This window comes from Embleya sp. NPDC059237 (assembly GCF_042754105.1).
Taxonomy (GTDB): domain Bacteria; phylum Actinomycetota; class Actinomycetes; order Streptomycetales; family Streptomycetaceae; genus Embleya.
The window spans coordinates 618,232-634,016 of the sequence record NZ_JBHZAE010000003.1; the positions used below are offsets into that span (position 1 = coordinate 618,232).

Below are 15,785 nucleotides of genomic sequence, written 5' to 3' on the forward strand. Positions count from 1 at the left end.
GGCGGTCAGACGTTGAAGCGGAACTCCACCACGTCGCCGTCCTGCATGATGTAGTCCTTGCCCTCCATGCGGGCCTTGCCCTTGGTGCGGGCCTCGGTGCGGCTGCCGGTTTCGACCAGGTCGGCGAAGCCGATCACCTCGGCCTTGATGAAGCCGCGCTGGAAGTCGGTGTGGATGACGCCGGCGGCCTCGGGGGCGGTGGCGCCCTTGGGGACCGTCCAGGCGCGGGCCTCCTTGGGGCCGGCCGTCAGGTAGGTCTGCAGGCCCAGGGTGTCGAAGCCGACGCGGGCCAGGATCGACAGGCCGGATTCCTCCTGGCCCAGGCTCTGCAGCAGCTCCAGGGCCTCGGCCTCGTCCAGCTCGATCAGCTCGGACTCGATCTTGGCGTCGAGGAAGATCGCCTCGGCCGGCGCGACCAGCTCGCGCAGCTCGGCCTTGAGCGTCTCGTTGACCAGCTCTTCCTCGTCCACGTTGAAGACGTACAGGAACGGCTTGGCGGTCAGCAGGTGCAGCTCGCGCAGCGGCTCGGGGTCCAGGCCCGCGGCGAAGACCGTGGTGCCGGCCTCCAGGACCTCCTTGGCCTGCTGCACGGCGGCGGCGACGGCGATCTTGTCCTTCTGCAGCCGCGAGTCCTTCTGCAGGCGCGGGAGCACCTTCTCGATGGTCTGCAGGTCGGCCAGGATCAGCTCGGTCTCGATGATCTCCTTGTCGTCGGCCGGCGAGATCTTGCCGTCGACGTGCACCACGTCGGGGTCGGTGAAGACCCGGATGACCTGGCAGATCGCATCCGACTCGCGGATGTTGGCGAGGAACTTGTTGCCCAGGCCCTCACCCTCGGACGCGCCGCGCACGATGCCCGCGATGTCCACGAAGTCGACCGTGGCCGGGATCTTGCGGGCCGACCCGAAGATCTCCGCCAGCTTGTCCAGTCGCGGGTCCGGTACGCCCACCACGCCCACGTTCGGCTCGATGGTCGCGAAGGGGTAGTTCGCCGCGAGCACGTCGTTCTTGGTCAGGGCGTTGAAGAGGGTCGACTTGCCGACATTGGGCAGGCCGACGATTCCGATGGTGAGCGACAACTGGATTCCCTGGCTTCTCGGCGATCGATGTGGCGCGCTGCGGACATACAAGCGCCTCCGGGAAGTGTAGGCGGTGGCCCGCGGCCAGTAGCATCCCTGGTTTCGTACGCCGGACACTCGACGACGGGGACATCGATGAGCCGCACCTCGAACATCAACCTCAACCGCAGGCAGCTCACGGACGGCGTCCTGTGGGAGGCCAAACCCATGCGGGTCCTGCTGGTCGCCGCGTTCGTCCCGGTCGGACTCGGCCTGCTCGACCTGGCCGATCTGGGCCTGTCCACCCTCTGGAGCGTCGCGCTGTGGGGCGGGCTGACCCTGTTCGTACTCCTGGGCTACGCGCTCTATCAGTACCGGAAGTTGTCGATCGGCCCCAATGGCCTGGTCTTCCACGGCCTGTTCCGCACCCGCGGTCTGCGCTGGGAGGAGATCGGTGCGGTCGAGGCGAAGCTCAAGGTCGGCACCGGCGACGCCCCGTGCTACGCGGTGGTGCGCTGCACGATGCGCGACGGCTCCCGGAAGCAGCACACGATCAACTTCCTGGACAAGGACACGTTGGCGTATCTGGCGGTGGACCTGCGCTGGTACGCCGCGCCGCGCGGCATCGCGGTCCGGGTGCTGAGCACCGACGAGGTGGTCCGTGCCGTCGACCTCGTGGAGAGCGGCGCTCGGGGGTGACGGTCCCTCCGCCCGATTTCGCCTGTCCGCCGAATTCCTCGGCCGATTCCGCCACCGATTCCCGCCCCGCGAGCGTCCTCCCTGGTGAGCCCACCCGGATCGGGGGCACAAGCACAACGATCCACGGCGATTCACCACGATCGAGGACGGACAATCGAGGACGAAACGGCGACCGGGCGCACGGTTCGACACGGGCGGGTGAGGTTTTTCGTGTTCTTGGACGGTTTTGACCGTGATGCGGCAATACCTTGTGGGGATGGAACAGCGCAGCCGAGCGGGAGCGCGTCCCGTCCCGCCCCGGAACCCACCGAAGCGGTCTCGCGTGCCGGCGCCGGGACGAGGTGAGCCGGTGCGTCGTCGACCGCCGACCGGACCGCCGCCACCCACCGCGGGCCCACCGCCGGCCGAGCGCGGGCCGGGGGAACGCGCCGGCCGGCCCCGACGCGCCCATCCGCAGCGGGCCGCCCGCCCACAGCCGCGTCCCGGCCCGTCCCGGCGCCCGCCCGGTGCCGCCGGCGCGTACCGACCGGCCTACACCGGCGGCCTCACCGCCGCGGGCGCGGCCGTGTTCGGCCTGGGCGGCACCCTGCTCGGCGGCCTTGTCGACCACCTGGCGACCGACCGCCTCGGCCTCGTGTTCGGCCTCGCGTTCCTGATCAGCTCCGTCTTCGTGGCCTGGAAGGTACGCGCGCAGGACTGGATCGCCGCCATCATCGCGCCGCCGATCGCCTTCGCCGTGACCGTCGTGCTGGTCAGCACCCTCCTCGGCGGCGACACGCACGAGAGCTACCTCACCCGGGTCGGCCTGGACCTGCTCACCGCGCTGTCCTTCAAGGCCGGCCTGCTGTGGGGCGGCACCGCCCTGGCCGCCGTCGTGGTCCTGATCAAACGCCGCCTGACCGACCGCACCTGAGCACCGGCACCCGAGCGGCCCGCCCACCCCCGCCGAGCCCGCCACCCAAAAGGGCCTGCCACCCAAAAGGGCCCGCCCGAGCGCACCCGGACAGGCCCCACACGTAGCGCCCACGCGCCACCGCTCAGGAGTTGCGCAGATCCCGCCGCAACTCCTGCGGCAACGCGAACTGCAGCCGCTCCTCGACCGAGCGGTGGATGTGCACATCGCCGAAGCCGCGCTCGGCGAGCCAGGCCAGCACGCCGTCGACCAGCACCTCGGGCACCGAGGCCCCGGAGGTGACGCCGACGGTGCCGACCCCCTCCAGCCACTCCTCCTTCAGCTCCTCGGCGTAGTCGACCAGATACGACGCGCGAGCGCCCGCCTCCAACGCGACCTCGACCAGGCGCACCGAGTTGGACGAGTTGGTCGAGCCGACCACGATCACCAGGTCCGACTCGGCGGCGATCTGCTTCACCGCGACCTGGCGGTTCTGCGTCGCGTAGCAGATGTCGTCGCTGGGCGGGTCGATCAGCAGTGGCAGCCGCTTGCGCAGCTCCTTGACGGTGGCCACGGTCTCGTCCACGGACAGCGTGGTCTGGGACAACCAGGCCACCTTCGACGGGTCGCGCACCTCGACGTTGGCGACACCCTCGGGACCGTCCACCAGGTGGATGTGGTCGGGCGCCTCACCGGAGGTGCCGATCACCTCTTCGTGGCCCTCGTGGCCGATCAGGAGGATGTCGTAGCCCTCCTCGGCGAAGCGCACGGCCTCCTTGTGCACCTTGGTCACGAGCGGACACGTGGCGTCGATCGTGCGCAGCGACCGGGCCGCCGCCTCCTCGTGCACCACGGGGGCCACCCCGTGCGCGGAGAAGACGACCGTGGCGCCCTCGGGCACCTCCGCCGTCTCCTCCACGAAGATCGCCCCACGCTTCTCCAGCGTCTCGACGACGTATTTGTTGTGCACGATCTGCTTGCGCACGTACACCGGCGCACCGTACAGATCGAGGGCCTTCTCGACGGTCTCGACGGCTCGGTCGACGCCCGCGCAGTAGCCCCGGGGGGCGGCGAGCAGGACGCGGCTGGTTGACGACATGGCTCCATCGTACGGGCGCCGATCGGTGATCCATCGGCGTCCGAGCGGCAAAGCGCACGTAATAGGGTCCTTTGGTCGGGGCCGGTTGCGAATCCGCCGTACCCGTGCCCGCCCACGCCGTCCACGGGAAGACGTCGGATGCCCTTCAGCTCAGCGGAACGGCCCGAAAACGACACCTCGGGCGGTCGGGCATCCGCGAAACGGCGCCGGGTCAGCTGGGATCTGCTGCGGGTGGCGTTCGTGGCGCTGGTCCTGCTCTTCCACGGCACCTACCTGGCCCGCCAGTGGCATCCCGAACTGGTCGCCCGCCCGATCGTGTTCCCGTACCAGCTCGGCGCGAGCCTGCTCCTGGTCGTCTCCGGCTACTTCGCGGCGCACTCGCTGCGCCGGGGGGACGTGGTCCGCTGGTGGGTCGGCCGGATGGCGCGGATGGTGCCCGCCTTCCTGGTCGGCGTCCTGGGCACCTCGCTGTTCCTGCGGTTGTGCGCGCCGCCGGGGTGGTACGCGCCGGACCTGCGCGACGTGCTGGCCAATCTGGCCATGTTGTGGAACTGGAAACCGCAGTCCTACACCTATGTGGACGCGGCCTATTGGACGATTCCGCTGCAGCTCCTCTGGTTCACCGCGATCTTCGCGCTGTGGCGTTGGCGCCGGGTGCATGGCGACGCGACGGCCCGGGCGTTGTGGACGGTGCTGCTGGTCGAGATGTTCCTGCTGCCGATCCGGCTGCACCTGCAGTCGGAGGCGTTCCGCACCCTCTACGACGGGTTCGGCCTGTACCGCGTGCACCTGTTCGTGGCGGGCATCGTCGTGCACCTGTGGTCGCGGCGGCGGGTGCGCGGCGCACACGCGGTATTCCTGCTGGGCACCTGTACGTTCGCGCATCTGTGCCAGACCCGGCACGTGTCCTGGAGCGTCGGACTGGCGATCGGCATCGCCGCGATCTGCCTGGCGGCGCTCGGCCCGGACTGGAACCGCTTCCTGCCCGGATGGGCCGGCCGCGTGCTCGAATGGATCGCCGGCATCACCTACGCGGTCTACCTGGTGCACCAGTCGATCGGCTACGTGGTGATGCGCCGCCTCCAGGACCACGGGGTCGGCGCGTGGGGCCAACTCCTGGCGCTGGCCCTGCTCGCGATCGGGCTCGGCTGGCTGCTCACGGTGCTGGTGGAGCGCCCCGCGCATCGGGCGATCATGCGTGGCTTCGACCGGCTGCGCCCGCAGTCCTGAACCCCGACCGCCCCGCGCCGCCGTGCCGCCTCACCGCGAGTAGCCGCCTCACAACGAGTACTTGGTGAAGAAGGCCCACATCAGGTCGTTCGCCGAGATCTCCTGGTTGATCCGCCCGAAGCCGCGCACCTCGACGCCGGGCGCGCCCGGCCAGGTGTGCCCCGCGTCGGACTGGGTGTACAGGACCACCGACGTACCGCCCGCGCAGTCGCCGTACGTCGTGCGCTCCACGTGCCGGGACACACGCGTGCGCACCGGCTTGCCCGGGCAGCCGTCGATGCCGGCCCAGCGCCGCGCCGCCTCGGGCACCGTGTACGTCCAGCGCGAGGCGGGCCCGCCGTCGTAGGGGTTCGCCTGGTCGGCCAGCCCGTGGAAGGTCAGCACCGGGACGGGCCGGATCGGCCGACACGGCGCCGGCCGGGCACCGTCCGTGCCGTCCGCGCGCAGACCCGCCACGGGGGCGATCGCCGCTATCCGCCGGCTGAGCGTGCACCCCAGCAGCGACGTCATCCGCGCCCCGCCGGAGAACCCGGTCGCGTACACCCGCCGATCGTCCAGGCACAACGAGCGGTCCAGCGCGTCCAGCGCGGCGCCCACGAAGCCGACCTCGTCCCGCCCGCCCGCCGCGGCCGGGTGCCCGCCGTACAGCGGCACGCCGGGGATGTTCCAGGCCCGCCCGGGACCGCTGCCCGGATACTTGAGCCCACCCTCGGGGATCGCGACGACGAATCCGTGGCGCTCGGCGGACGCCCCCATCCCCGTGATCGCCATCTGCGCCGCGCCGGTGCTGTTGCTGCCGTGCAGGTTGAGCACCAGCGGCCGGGGATCGGTGCCGTCGTAGCTCTGCGGCAGGTACGCCTGGACCCGAAAGGTCTCGCCGGAGAAGGACACGGGCACGCTCACCCACCCCTGCCGGTCGCGCCCGTCGCAGCCGACGTCCACCGCGGCGGAGCGGGCCCGCGCGGCGGGATCGTTCGCGTGCGCGGTCAGTCGGGACAGCGCGAACACGGCGAGTACGGCGGCGACCGCGGCGAACACCGCGAGCGCGCGACCCACCCCCCGCAGGCCCGGGTACCGGAATCCCGCCACAGCCCACCCCACCTCGTTCGGCGACCCGGGTCCGGATCCGGTCCGTTCGGGAAGCATGTCCCCGAAGACAGACGCTCGCGAACCGACAAAGGTTGCCTGCTGCGGCGCCCGCTCGGCACGTAGAGTTGTCCGCCATGACCGGGACCCGCATCGTCGTCGGCGCCGCGATCCTCCACCGGGGACGCCTGCTGGCCGCCTGCCGCAGTGCGCCCGCCGCGTTGGCGGGCGGTTGGGAGTTCCCCGGCGGCAAGGTCGAGCCGGGCGAGGACGAGACCGCCGCGCTGGTGCGCGAATGCCGCGAGGAGCTGGGCGTGACCGTGCGCCCGGTGCGCCGGTTGCCCGGTGCCTGGCCGCTCGGGACAGGGTACGTGTTGCATGTATGGCTCGCCGATCTGATCTCGGGTGAGCCGCGTCCGCTCCAGGACCACTCGGAAGTGCGCTGGCTCGCCCCGACCGCGGTGGCGGACCTGGACTGGCTCGCGGCGGATCGACCGGCGGTGGACCTGGTCGCGGCGGTCATGGACGAGTCGGCTACCGGAAAGCAGGTCATGGGTGACGAATCGCTGCCAATGCGTGGATAAGGTCGACGTGGCCGTGCCCGGGGGCCGGGCTTGAGATGGTGATCAATCGGGAAAACGGTCCGGAGTAGCAGCGACAAAGGAATCCGCCGTCCATGGAGCAGCGCCGAGAAGTCGACCGGAATCCGGGGGACCCGGCCCGGCGCTCGACGGCGCCCGGATCCCTGTTCGATCTCGTCCCGTCGGCCACCTGGGTGCTCGACGCCGAGGGCCGGATCGTGATGTGGAGCGCCGCCGCCGAGCAGCTGTTCGGCTACCGGCGCGAGGACATCCTCGGCGCCCGCGCGGTCGACCTGGTGCATCCGCCGTTCACCCCCGAGCAGCAGGCGGCCACGACCGACGCGGTGGCCGGCGTCGACGTGTTCGCCGGGCTGTACACGATGCGTCGCGGCGACGGCACGCTGTGCACGGTCGAGTCGCGGGCCGCCTTCGCCGAGGACCTGGACGGCAACCGGTTCGTGCTGATCACCTCGATGGACTCGGCGGTGGTGCACAAGGTCGAGGCCGACCTCGCGATCCGCGAGGCGCTGTTCGACCAGTCGCCGATCGGGGTCGGCATCTTCGACGCCGACCTGCGCTACGTCGCGGTCAACGACGCGCTCGCCGCGATCAACCGCACGCCGGTCGAGGCGCACATCGGGCGCCGGCTCGAAGAGGTCCGCCCCGGGATGGACACCGAGCGGGTGCGCACCATCCAGCAGCGTGTCCTGGAGACCGGCGAGCCCGTGGTCGACTCGCGCATCTTCGGCCCGATCCCCGTCGACGGCAGCCCGCGCACGGTGTGGTCGATGTCGTACAACCGCCTGGAGGCGCCCGGCGGCCGGATCCTGGGCATCAGCTGCTCGCTGATCGACGTGACCGAGCGGCACTACGCGATGGTCAAGGTCGACGCCGCGCGCAAGCGGCTCGCGCTGCTGAACGAGGCCGGCACCCGGCTCGGCGCCACCCTCGACATCCCCCGGATCGCGGAGGAGCTGACCGCGTCGGTGGTGCCCGGATTCGCCGACCTGGCCGCGGTGGACCTGCTGGAGGCCATCGTGCAGGGCGAGGAGATCCCGCCCGGCGCGCACGCCGAGAAGGCCCGCCTGCAGCGCGTCGCCTCACGCGGCGCGCGCCCGGGGCGGTACACCGACGAACTGCTGCGCCAGGGCAGCACGTTGGTCTACGCGGCCGACTCCACCTTCGGCCGCTGCCTGCGCACGGGCGGCTCGTACCTGATGCGCAACGTGCAGGACGAGATGTACGACGAGCTGATCCACGACCCGACCCGGGCCGAGGCGGCGCGGGCCCTCGGGCTGCACACGATGATCGTGGTTCCGCTCAGCGCCCGGGGCGTGGTGCTGGGCACGCTGCTGCTCGGGCGCGGCGAGGGCCGACCCGCCTTCGACCCCGACGACCTGACCCTGGCCACCGAACTGGGCTCGCGCGCGGCGGTGTCGGTGGACAACGCGCGGCTGTACCACCACCAGCGCGAGACGGCGGTGATGTTGCAGCGCAGCCTGCTCCCGCAGAACCTCCCGGATCTGCCGGGCATCGCGGTCGCGCACCGCTACCTGCCGGGCAGTTCCGTCACCGAGGTCGGCGGCGACTGGTACGACGTGATCCCGCTGTCCGGCGGCCGGATCGGGCTCGTGGTCGGCGACGTGATGGGCCACGGGGTGCACGCGGCGGCGGTGATGGGCCAGTTGCGCACCGCCGTGCGCACCCTCGCGGGGCTGGAACTGCCGCCCGCCGAGGTGCTGGGGCATCTGGACGACATCGTGGTGGGGCTCGGGGAACTGCACTACGCGACGTGTGTCTACGTGGTCTACGATCCCGTGGCGCGTACCTGCGAGTTCGCCAGCGCGGGCCACATGCCGCCGATCCTGGTGCCGCCGACGGGTCGGCCCAGGGTGGTCGACAATCCGCCGGGCACCGTGCTCGGCGTGGGCGGACTGGGCTTCGAACAGGGCGACTTCGCGGTCGAGTCGGGCAGCACGCTGGTGCTGTACACCGACGGCCTGGTGGAGACCCGGGATCGCTCGCTCGACGTCGGCATCGGCCTGCTGTGCGACGCCCTGGCGGGCCCGCCGGGGCCCCTGGAGCGCACCGCCGACCGGATCGTCGCGGACGTGCACGAGGAGCCCGGATTCGACGACGTGGCCCTCCTGGTGGCCCGCCTGGACGCCCTCGCCGAGGACTCGGTCGCCTCGTGGTGGTTGCCCGCCGAACCCGCCGTGGTCTCCCGGGCCCGCGAGCTGAGCCGCAAGACGCTCACCGAGTGGGGCCTGGACGCCCTGGTCGACATCACCGAGCTGCTGGTCAGCGAACTCGTCACCAACGCGCTGCGCTACGGCGCGGGCCCGATCCGACTGCGCCTGCTGCGTGGTCGGGCGCTGCTGTGCGAGGTCGCCGACGCGGGCACCACCCTGCCGCGCATGCGCGAGGCCGACGACACCGACGAGGGCGGCCGGGGCCTGCAACTGGTCAACCAGCTCGCCGAACGCTGGGGCAGCCGAAAATCCGGCCACGGCAAGACGGTCTGGTTCGAACTGCCTTTGCCGGAATAGCCGTTGCGGGTGCCGCCCGGGAGCACCGCCTGCACCGGTGTGGGCGACGCTCCGCTCACGCTCGGCGCGGTTCCGGCGCCGACTCGCGCATCCGGGCGATGCCTCGGACCAGGGCCCGGTTCAGGATCCTCGCCAACGGGCGTTCGATCACTCGGTGCAGGAGCCACGCGGCCACGATCATGCCGAGGGTGACCGCGCCCAGGACCACGAAGGCCGAGCGGCCCGGGCGGTCGAGGCAGTGGATCAGGGTCCAGCCGATGTTCTCGTGGAGCAGGTAGAGCGGGTACGTGAGGGCTCCGAGAGCGGTCAGCCAGGACCAGGTGATCCGGTCCAGCAGACCCAGCGCGAGGGCGATCATCACCGCGTGGAAGGCGGTGACCACGCCCATGCAGATGGTTGCGGACAGGTGCGGGTGGTTCGCGTCCACCTGGCGTGGGATCTCCGCGGCGGTCGAGTGCAGGGCCAACAGCCACGACATGCCCACGATGCCCCACAGCAGCGGGTCCGGGCCGAATCGGCGGACCAGGTACAACGCGACGCCGCCGATGAAGAACGGGGCGAACCTCGGCTGGACGACGGACTCCAGGAGTTCGTCCCCGGTCGAGGTGACCGCCACCGCGGCCACCGTCCACGTCACGCAGAACAGGACCGTGCGCCGGTACGTGACGCCGCGGCCGAACCCGACGACGAGGGCGAAGAGCAGGTAGAAGCGCAGTTCGGCCCACAACGTCCAGTACACGCCGTCCACATGCCGAACGCCCAGCGCCTCGTGCAGCATCGTCAGGTTGGTCAGCACGTCGCCCGGCCTCGGCGCGCCGCGCACCGTCGGCCATAACCGCAGCACCACGGCTGTCATCAGCACCGCCGCCCAGTAGGCCGGGTAGAGCCGGACCACACGGGAGCGGAAGAAGTCGCCGAGCGTGCGCCCCCAACTGCTCATGCAGATCACGAACCCGCTGATCAGGAAGAACAGTTCGACCCCAAGCCAGCCGTACGCGGCGATCCCGGCCACGGTCGGGAAGAGCACCGCCGTGGACTTGCCGTTCCAGGCCCCGCTCCCGATGCCGCCGGCGTAACCGGCGTAGTGGTACAGCACGACCATGAGCGCGGCGAGGAAGCGCAACCCGTCCAGGGCGGCCAGGCGCCGCGGGGAGGCGGGCGTCGCGAGCGGGGCGGCCGGCGGGCCGACCGGGCCGGGGGCGGTGGCCCCGGCGGCCGGCCGCGGCTTCGCGGAATCCGGGCGGCGGCGCAGCGAGGCGGCGATCTTCACCCTCTCAAAACGCGCGCACCCGTCGATCTGTTGTGCGAGTGGCCGCCTTCGTGCGCGATTGATGCCCGACCGGCCGGCCGCCCCCGCCCCGTCTCAGTCCCCGGACCCCCGCCGGCGGATCTTGTTGCCCAGCCAGACCAGCGGGTCGTACTTGCGGTCGGCGACCCGTTCCTTCATCGGGATCAGCGCGTTGTCGGTGATGTGGATGTGCTCCGGACACACGTCCGTGCAGCACTTGGTGATGTTGCACAGGCCGAGCCCGTGCTCCTCCTGCGCGGCCTTTTGCCGGTCCGCCACGTCCAGGGGGTGCATGTCCAACTCGGCGATCCGCATCAGGAAGCGCGGGCCGGAGAACGCCGCCTTGTTGTCCTCGAAGTCGCGGATGACGTGGCAGGTGTTCTGGCACAGGAAACACTCGATGCACTTGCGGAACTCCTGCGAGCGCTCCACGTCGACCTGCTGCATCCGATACTCGCCAGGCTTCAGCCCCTCCGGAGGCGTGAACGAGGGCACCTGTCGGGCCTTCGCATAGTTGAACGACACGTCGGTGACCAGGTCGCGGATCACCGGGAAGGTGCGCATCGGGGTGACCGTGACCACCTCGTCCGGCGCGAATGTGCTCATCCGGGTCATACACAACAACCGCGGCCGGCCGTTGATCTCCGCGCTGCACGAACCGCACTTGCCCGCCTTGCAGTTCCACCGCACGGCCAGGTCCGGGGCCTGGGTGGCCTGGAGCCGGTGGATGATGTCGAGGACCACCTCGCCCTCGTTCACCTCGACCTTGAAGTCGCGCAGCTCGCCGCCGTCGGTGTCGCCGCGCCAGATGCGGAAGTCCGCCTTGTGGGTCATCAGCCGTCCTTCCCGGGAAGCTCCGCGTCGGTGAGGTACTTCGTCAGCTCGTCCCGCTCGAACAGCTCCAACAGGTCGGCGCGCATCGGCACGGCCTCGCTCCTGGTCAGCCGCACGGACAGGGTCTCTGCGTCGGGGTCGACGATCGAGCACGCCAGCACCACCCGACGCCACTCGGCGGACATCGCCGGGAAGTCGTCGCGGGTGTGCCCGCCGCGGCTCTCCTGCCGCTCCAGGGCCGAGCGCGCCACGCACTCGCAGACCAGGAGCATGTTGCGCAGGTCCAGGGCCAGGTGCCAGCCCGGGTTGTACTGCCGGTGGCCCTCCACGCCCGCCTTGGCCGCGCGCGCCTTGAGCTCCTCCAGGCGGGTCAGCGCCTCGGCCATCTCGCCCTCCCGGCGGATGATGCCGACCAGGTCGTTCATGGTCTGCTGGAGCTCCTGGTGGACCGTGTACGGGTTCTCCGCGCTCTCCACGGCGAACGGTGCCAGTGCCTCGGCCTCGGCCGCCTCCAGCTGCTCCTGCGGGGCCTCGCGCCGTGCCTCGCCGATCTCCTCGGCGTAGCGCGCCGCGTGTTCGCCCGCCCGGCGGCCGAACACCAGCAGATCGGACAGCGAGTTGCCACCGAGCCGATTGCTGCCGTGCATGCCGCCGGCGACCTCGCCGGCCGCGTACAGGCCGAGCACGCCCGGGGTGGCCGCGGTGTCCGGGTCCACCGCGATCCCGCCCATCACGTAGTGGCAGGTCGGACCCACCTCCATCGCCTCGGCGGTGATGTCCACGTCGGCCAGTTCCTTGAACTGGTGGTACATCGAAGGCAGTTTGCGGCGGATCTCTTCGGTGCCGCCGGCCATCCGGCCGACCACGGTCAGGAACACCCCGCCGTGCGGCGAGCCCCGACCGGCCTTGACCTCGGAGTTGATCGCCCGCGCCACCTCGTCCCGGGGCAGCAGCTCGGGCGGGCGCCTGTTGTTCTCCTGGTCGGTGTACCAGCGGTCGCCCTCGTCCGGGGTCCTGGCGTACTTCTCCTTGAACACGTCCGGGATGTAGTTGAACATGAAACGTTTGCCTTGGGAGTTGAGCAGCACCCCGCCGTCGCCGCGCACCGACTCGGTGACCAGGATCCCCTTCACCGACGGCGGCCAGACCATCCCCGTCGGGTGGAACTGGACGAACTCCATGTTGATCAGCGGCGCGCCCGCGAGCAGCGCGAGCGCCTGCCCGTCGCCCGTGTACTCCCACGAGTTCGAGGTGACCTTGAAGCCCTTGCCGATCCCGCCGGTGGCCAGCACCACCGCCGGCGCGTCGAAGACGGTGAAGCGGCCCGACTCGCGCCAATAACCGAACGCGCCCGCGATCCGGTTGCCCGCCTCGGAGCCGGCGTCGGGCACGGTCAGCAGCCGGGTGATCGTGCACTCCTGGAAGACCTTCAGCCGCGCCTCGGGGTCGCCGAACTCGCGTTCGTCCTCCTGCTGGAGCGCGACGATGCGCTGCTGAAGGGTGCGGATCAGCTCCAGTCCGGTGCGGTCGCCGACGTGCGCGAGGCGCGGATACTCGTGACCGCCGAAGTTGCGCTGGCTGATCCGGCCGTCGGCGGTGCGGTCGAAAAGCGCGCCCCAGGACTCCAACTCCCAGACGCGGTCCGGGGCTTCCTTGGCGTGCAGCTCGGCCATCCGCCAGTGGTTGAGGAACTTGCCGCCGCGCATGGTGTCGCGGAAGTGCACCTTCCAGCCGTCCTGCGAGTTCACGTTGCCCATCGAGGCGGCGATGCCGCCCTCTGCCATCACGGTGTGGGCCTTGCCGAACAGCGACTTGCAGACCACGGCGGTGCGCAGGCCGCGCGTGCGGGCCTCGATGGCGGCCCGCAATCCGGCGCCGCCCGCGCCGATCACGACCACGTCGTACGAATGACGTTCCACTTCGGACACGAGTGCCACTCCTGTACTGGGCTGGGACGTTGGTGCCGGGGGCGAACAACCGTGCGGGGGGATCGCTCAGAAGAAGCGGGGATCGTCGAAGGCCCCGCTCGCGACCAGGTACACGTACAGGTCGGCGAGCGCGACGCCGAACAGCGAGGCCCAGGCCAGTTCCATGTGCCGGCCGTTGAGCCGGCTGACGAAGCCCCAGAGGCGATACCGCACGGGGTGCTTGGAGAAGTGCTTGAGCTTGCCGCCGACGATGTGCCGACACGAGTGGCAGGACAGCGTGTATGCCCAGATCAGCAGCACGTTCGCGAGCAGCACCAGGGTGCCGAGCCCCATGTGCCCCCAGGCGCCGTGCTCGTCGCGGAACGCGATCAGCACGTCCCAGGTCAGGATCACCGCCACCACCGCCGCGAACCAGAAGAAGTAGCGGTGGATGTTCTGCAGGATCAGCGGGAACCGGGTCTCGCCCGAGTACGAGCCGCGCGGCTCGGGGACCGCGCACGCCGACGGCGACGCCCAGAACCCCCGGTAGTACGCCTTGCGGTAGTAGTAGCAGGTCAGCCGGAAGCCGAGCGGGAAGATCAGGATCAGCAGCGCCGGGGACAGGCTCCACCAGTCGCCGAAAAGCGGCGCGTTGGCGCTCATCGGCATGCTGTCGCACTTGGACGCCAGACAAGGCGAGTAGAACGGCGACACGTACGGCTCGGCGAAGTAGTCGTCGTTCGCGAACGCCCGCCAGGTCGAGTAGACGATGAACGCGGACAGGATGGTCACGGTCACCGCGGGCGAGAGCCACCAGCGGTCCGTGCGCAGATGTCGCGCCGGGATTTGTGCGCGGCCCGGCGCGTTGGTGCCGGTGTTGCCCGCCGGCCCCGTCGTCCCTGTAGCCAAGACGTCACCTTCCTGTCCGGCGCTGCGGTCGCATGCCGCCCACGCCTTCGTCGTCCGCGTCCGCGAAGATGACCGGGTCGTACGGCAGATCGGACATCACTTCGGTCGGCGTCGGGACGGGCACGACCACGGGTTCGGCCTCGGCGATCGTCTCGCCCACGAAGCCGAGACTGCTCCGAGCCCGCTCCACGTCGTCGCAGAGCCGACGGACGCCGTACGTATCGCCGAGAGTGCGGCGCAGAGCGCGCACCGCGCGTGCCAGTTCGTCGAGCCTGCGCCGGGCAAGGGCCAGGTCCTCGTGCGCCCGAGTCGTCAAGATCGCGCTCACCTCCTGCTTTTCCGGCGCCACGTCGTCGGGGGCCGGGGGATGGGGATGGTGTTGCGGACTTGCCATGGATTCCCGAGGTGGGAACGTCGGCAGTCTGGCGCGAACGATCAATCGAAGGAAAGTGTTTCGCGGATCTCGTCGGTCACAGATCGGGAAAACATGATCGGGAACGGAAAGATCACCGGAATTCGATCTTCGGGAAACAAGATCGAATTCCGGTGATCAGGGGGGATGGGCGATAAAGATCTTCGATCGGGCGAGCCGATCGAGGTTTAACGATCTTGTCGATGTCCGCCGATTGCCGGTTTCGGCGATCGGGCCGACTCAGCGATCGTCGAGGCGCATCGTGGCGGCCGGGCTGGATTCCACCCGGGCGCGGGTCGCGGCGATCCGGGGTCGGCCGGGAAGAATACGTTCCGCCTCGGCCAGCGCCTCCCGGGCGGAGACGATGTCGCCTTCGGCGCATACACACAGCGCGAATGTGCACAATGCGTCGGCATGCCCCGCGCGGGATGCCCGCTTTTCGGTGTCCACCAGGCGTTTGGCGGCGCGTACCGCTTTCGCGGCGTTTCCGTGCAACACCATCAGCAGCGGTTCGTCGTCCTCGGCCTCGAAGCGGATCGTCGCGCCCGAGGGGTGTCGGTACGAATCGCCCGGCTTGCGCAGCGCCTCCTCGGCGGCGGCCAGGTTGTCCGCGAGCGGCACCGTGCCCATGATCAGCGCCTGCACCATGACCTCGCCGAACAACGCGCGGGCGGTGTCCCAGGCCGGATGGCTGGGGCCGATCCGGTCCAGATAGGCCCGGGCGACCGCGGCCGCCGCGGCGTCGTCCGCGTGCGCCTCCAAGGACTGGACACGCGCGAAAGTGCGATAGGGCTCACTTTCCGGCCCGTCGGGGATCAGATCCGCCAATTGTTCGACCAGGGCGACATCTCCGTCGCGATAGGCCTCGGTGGCCCGCTCGTACAGCACCCGCGCCCGCCCCTCGGGGGTGCCCCGATCCGACGGGGCGGGCGTTTCGTCCGCCCCCATATCGGCCGGAACGGGCCCAAAGGTTCCGTCCCGCCGTTCCGCGGCCCGCCGGGACCACCGCTTGCGGATGCGTTCGTTGAAGGACTCGCCAGACTCGCTCACACCTACGGATTGTGCCCTGTACGCCCCCCGAACGGCTTCTCGCGGGCGCCGGCACCGAGCGGCGCGCGTTACTCCCCGTACGATTGACCTTGGCGCCGAGGAGGCAGGCCGGTTCGCGCGATGCCCATCGCACGACCGAGGAGGCCCGCGGTCGCCGGCCGTCCGTAGCATCCCCGACCGAAGCCGAGAGA

The 15,785-nt window shown here is 70.6% G+C and carries 14 protein-coding genes; 5 read left to right on the top strand and 9 right to left on the bottom strand.

Annotated features, from left to right (window positions below; genetic code table 11):
• Positions 1-5 precede the first annotated feature (5 nt).
• Positions 6-1,079 (bottom strand): redox-regulated ATPase YchF, encoded by a 1,074-nt coding sequence (ychF, locus tag ACFXKZ_RS13400; protein WP_379999687.1) that lies wholly within the window; start codon positions 1,077-1,079, stop codon positions 6-8.
• A gap of 135 nt (positions 1,080-1,214) precedes the next feature.
• Here ychF and ACFXKZ_RS13405 point away from each other — a divergent pair, with 135 nt between their 5' ends.
• The gene (locus tag ACFXKZ_RS13405) at positions 1,215-1,757 is read left to right on the top strand and encodes a hypothetical protein (RefSeq protein ID WP_379999689.1); all 543 of its coding nucleotides are present in this window, start codon (positions 1,215-1,217) and stop codon (positions 1,755-1,757) included.
• A gap of 349 nt (positions 1,758-2,106) precedes the next feature.
• Positions 2,107-2,670, top strand: coding sequence for a DUF6542 domain-containing protein (locus ACFXKZ_RS13410; protein WP_379999691.1), 564 nt, complete (start codon positions 2,107-2,109; stop codon positions 2,668-2,670).
• Between the two features lie 124 nt (positions 2,671-2,794).
• Here the strand turns inward: ACFXKZ_RS13410 and ACFXKZ_RS13415 are convergent, their stop codons facing one another.
• Complete coding sequence (locus ACFXKZ_RS13415; protein WP_379999693.1) at positions 2,795-3,748, bottom strand: 4-hydroxy-3-methylbut-2-enyl diphosphate reductase; 954 nt, start codon at positions 3,746-3,748, stop codon at positions 2,795-2,797.
• 138 nt (positions 3,749-3,886) lie between these two features.
• Between ACFXKZ_RS13415 and ACFXKZ_RS13420 the strand changes: the two genes are divergently transcribed.
• The gene (locus tag ACFXKZ_RS13420) at positions 3,887-4,978 is read left to right on the top strand and encodes an acyltransferase (protein ID WP_379999695.1); all 1,092 of its coding nucleotides are present in this window, start codon (positions 3,887-3,889) and stop codon (positions 4,976-4,978) included.
• A 48-nt stretch (positions 4,979-5,026) separates the two neighbouring features.
• On the opposite strand, the gene ACFXKZ_RS13425 is transcribed toward ACFXKZ_RS13420, so the two are convergent.
• Positions 5,027-6,067 (bottom strand): alpha/beta hydrolase family esterase, encoded by a 1,041-nt coding sequence (locus tag ACFXKZ_RS13425; RefSeq protein WP_379999697.1) that lies wholly within the window; start codon positions 6,065-6,067, stop codon positions 5,027-5,029.
• Positions 6,068-6,201: 134 nt separating this feature from the next.
• Between ACFXKZ_RS13425 and ACFXKZ_RS13430 the strand changes: the two genes are divergently transcribed.
• A complete protein-coding gene (locus ACFXKZ_RS13430) occupies positions 6,202-6,648 on the top strand; it encodes a (deoxy)nucleoside triphosphate pyrophosphohydrolase (RefSeq protein WP_379999699.1) in 447 nt (148 codons plus the stop codon).
• Positions 6,649-6,740: 92 nt separating this feature from the next.
• Entirely contained in the window at positions 6,741-9,194 is a 2,454-nt protein-coding gene (locus ACFXKZ_RS13435) for a SpoIIE family protein phosphatase (protein WP_379999701.1), read from the top strand.
• A 55-nt stretch (positions 9,195-9,249) separates the two neighbouring features.
• On the opposite strand, the gene ACFXKZ_RS13440 is transcribed toward ACFXKZ_RS13435, so the two are convergent.
• From ACFXKZ_RS13440 to ACFXKZ_RS13465, 6 genes are all read right to left on the bottom strand, one after another.
• Entirely contained in the window at positions 9,250-10,464 is a 1,215-nt protein-coding gene (locus ACFXKZ_RS13440; protein WP_379999703.1) for an acyltransferase family protein, read from the bottom strand.
• 93 nt (positions 10,465-10,557) lie between these two features.
• A complete protein-coding gene (locus tag ACFXKZ_RS13445; protein WP_379999705.1) occupies positions 10,558-11,316 on the bottom strand; it encodes a succinate dehydrogenase/fumarate reductase iron-sulfur subunit in 759 nt (252 codons plus the stop codon).
• Positions 11,316-13,244, bottom strand: coding sequence for a fumarate reductase/succinate dehydrogenase flavoprotein subunit (locus tag ACFXKZ_RS13450; RefSeq protein WP_379999708.1), 1,929 nt, complete (start codon positions 13,242-13,244; stop codon positions 11,316-11,318). The genes ACFXKZ_RS13445 and ACFXKZ_RS13450 overlap by 1 nt, the downstream gene beginning before the upstream one ends.
• 66 nt (positions 13,245-13,310) lie before the next feature.
• Entirely contained in the window at positions 13,311-14,132 is an 822-nt protein-coding gene (locus tag ACFXKZ_RS13455) for a hypothetical protein (RefSeq protein WP_379999710.1), read from the bottom strand.
• A 4-nt stretch (positions 14,133-14,136) separates the two neighbouring features.
• Positions 14,137-14,460 carry a hypothetical protein gene (locus ACFXKZ_RS13460; RefSeq protein ID WP_379999712.1) on the bottom strand — a complete coding sequence of 108 codons (324 nt, stop codon included), beginning with the start codon at positions 14,458-14,460 and terminating at the stop codon, positions 14,137-14,139.
• Between the two features lie 324 nt (positions 14,461-14,784).
• Positions 14,785-15,594: a hypothetical protein gene (locus ACFXKZ_RS13465; RefSeq protein ID WP_379999714.1), complete on the bottom strand. Its 810-nt coding sequence runs from the start codon at positions 15,592-15,594 to the stop codon at positions 14,785-14,787.
• Positions 15,595-15,785 lie beyond the last annotated feature (191 nt).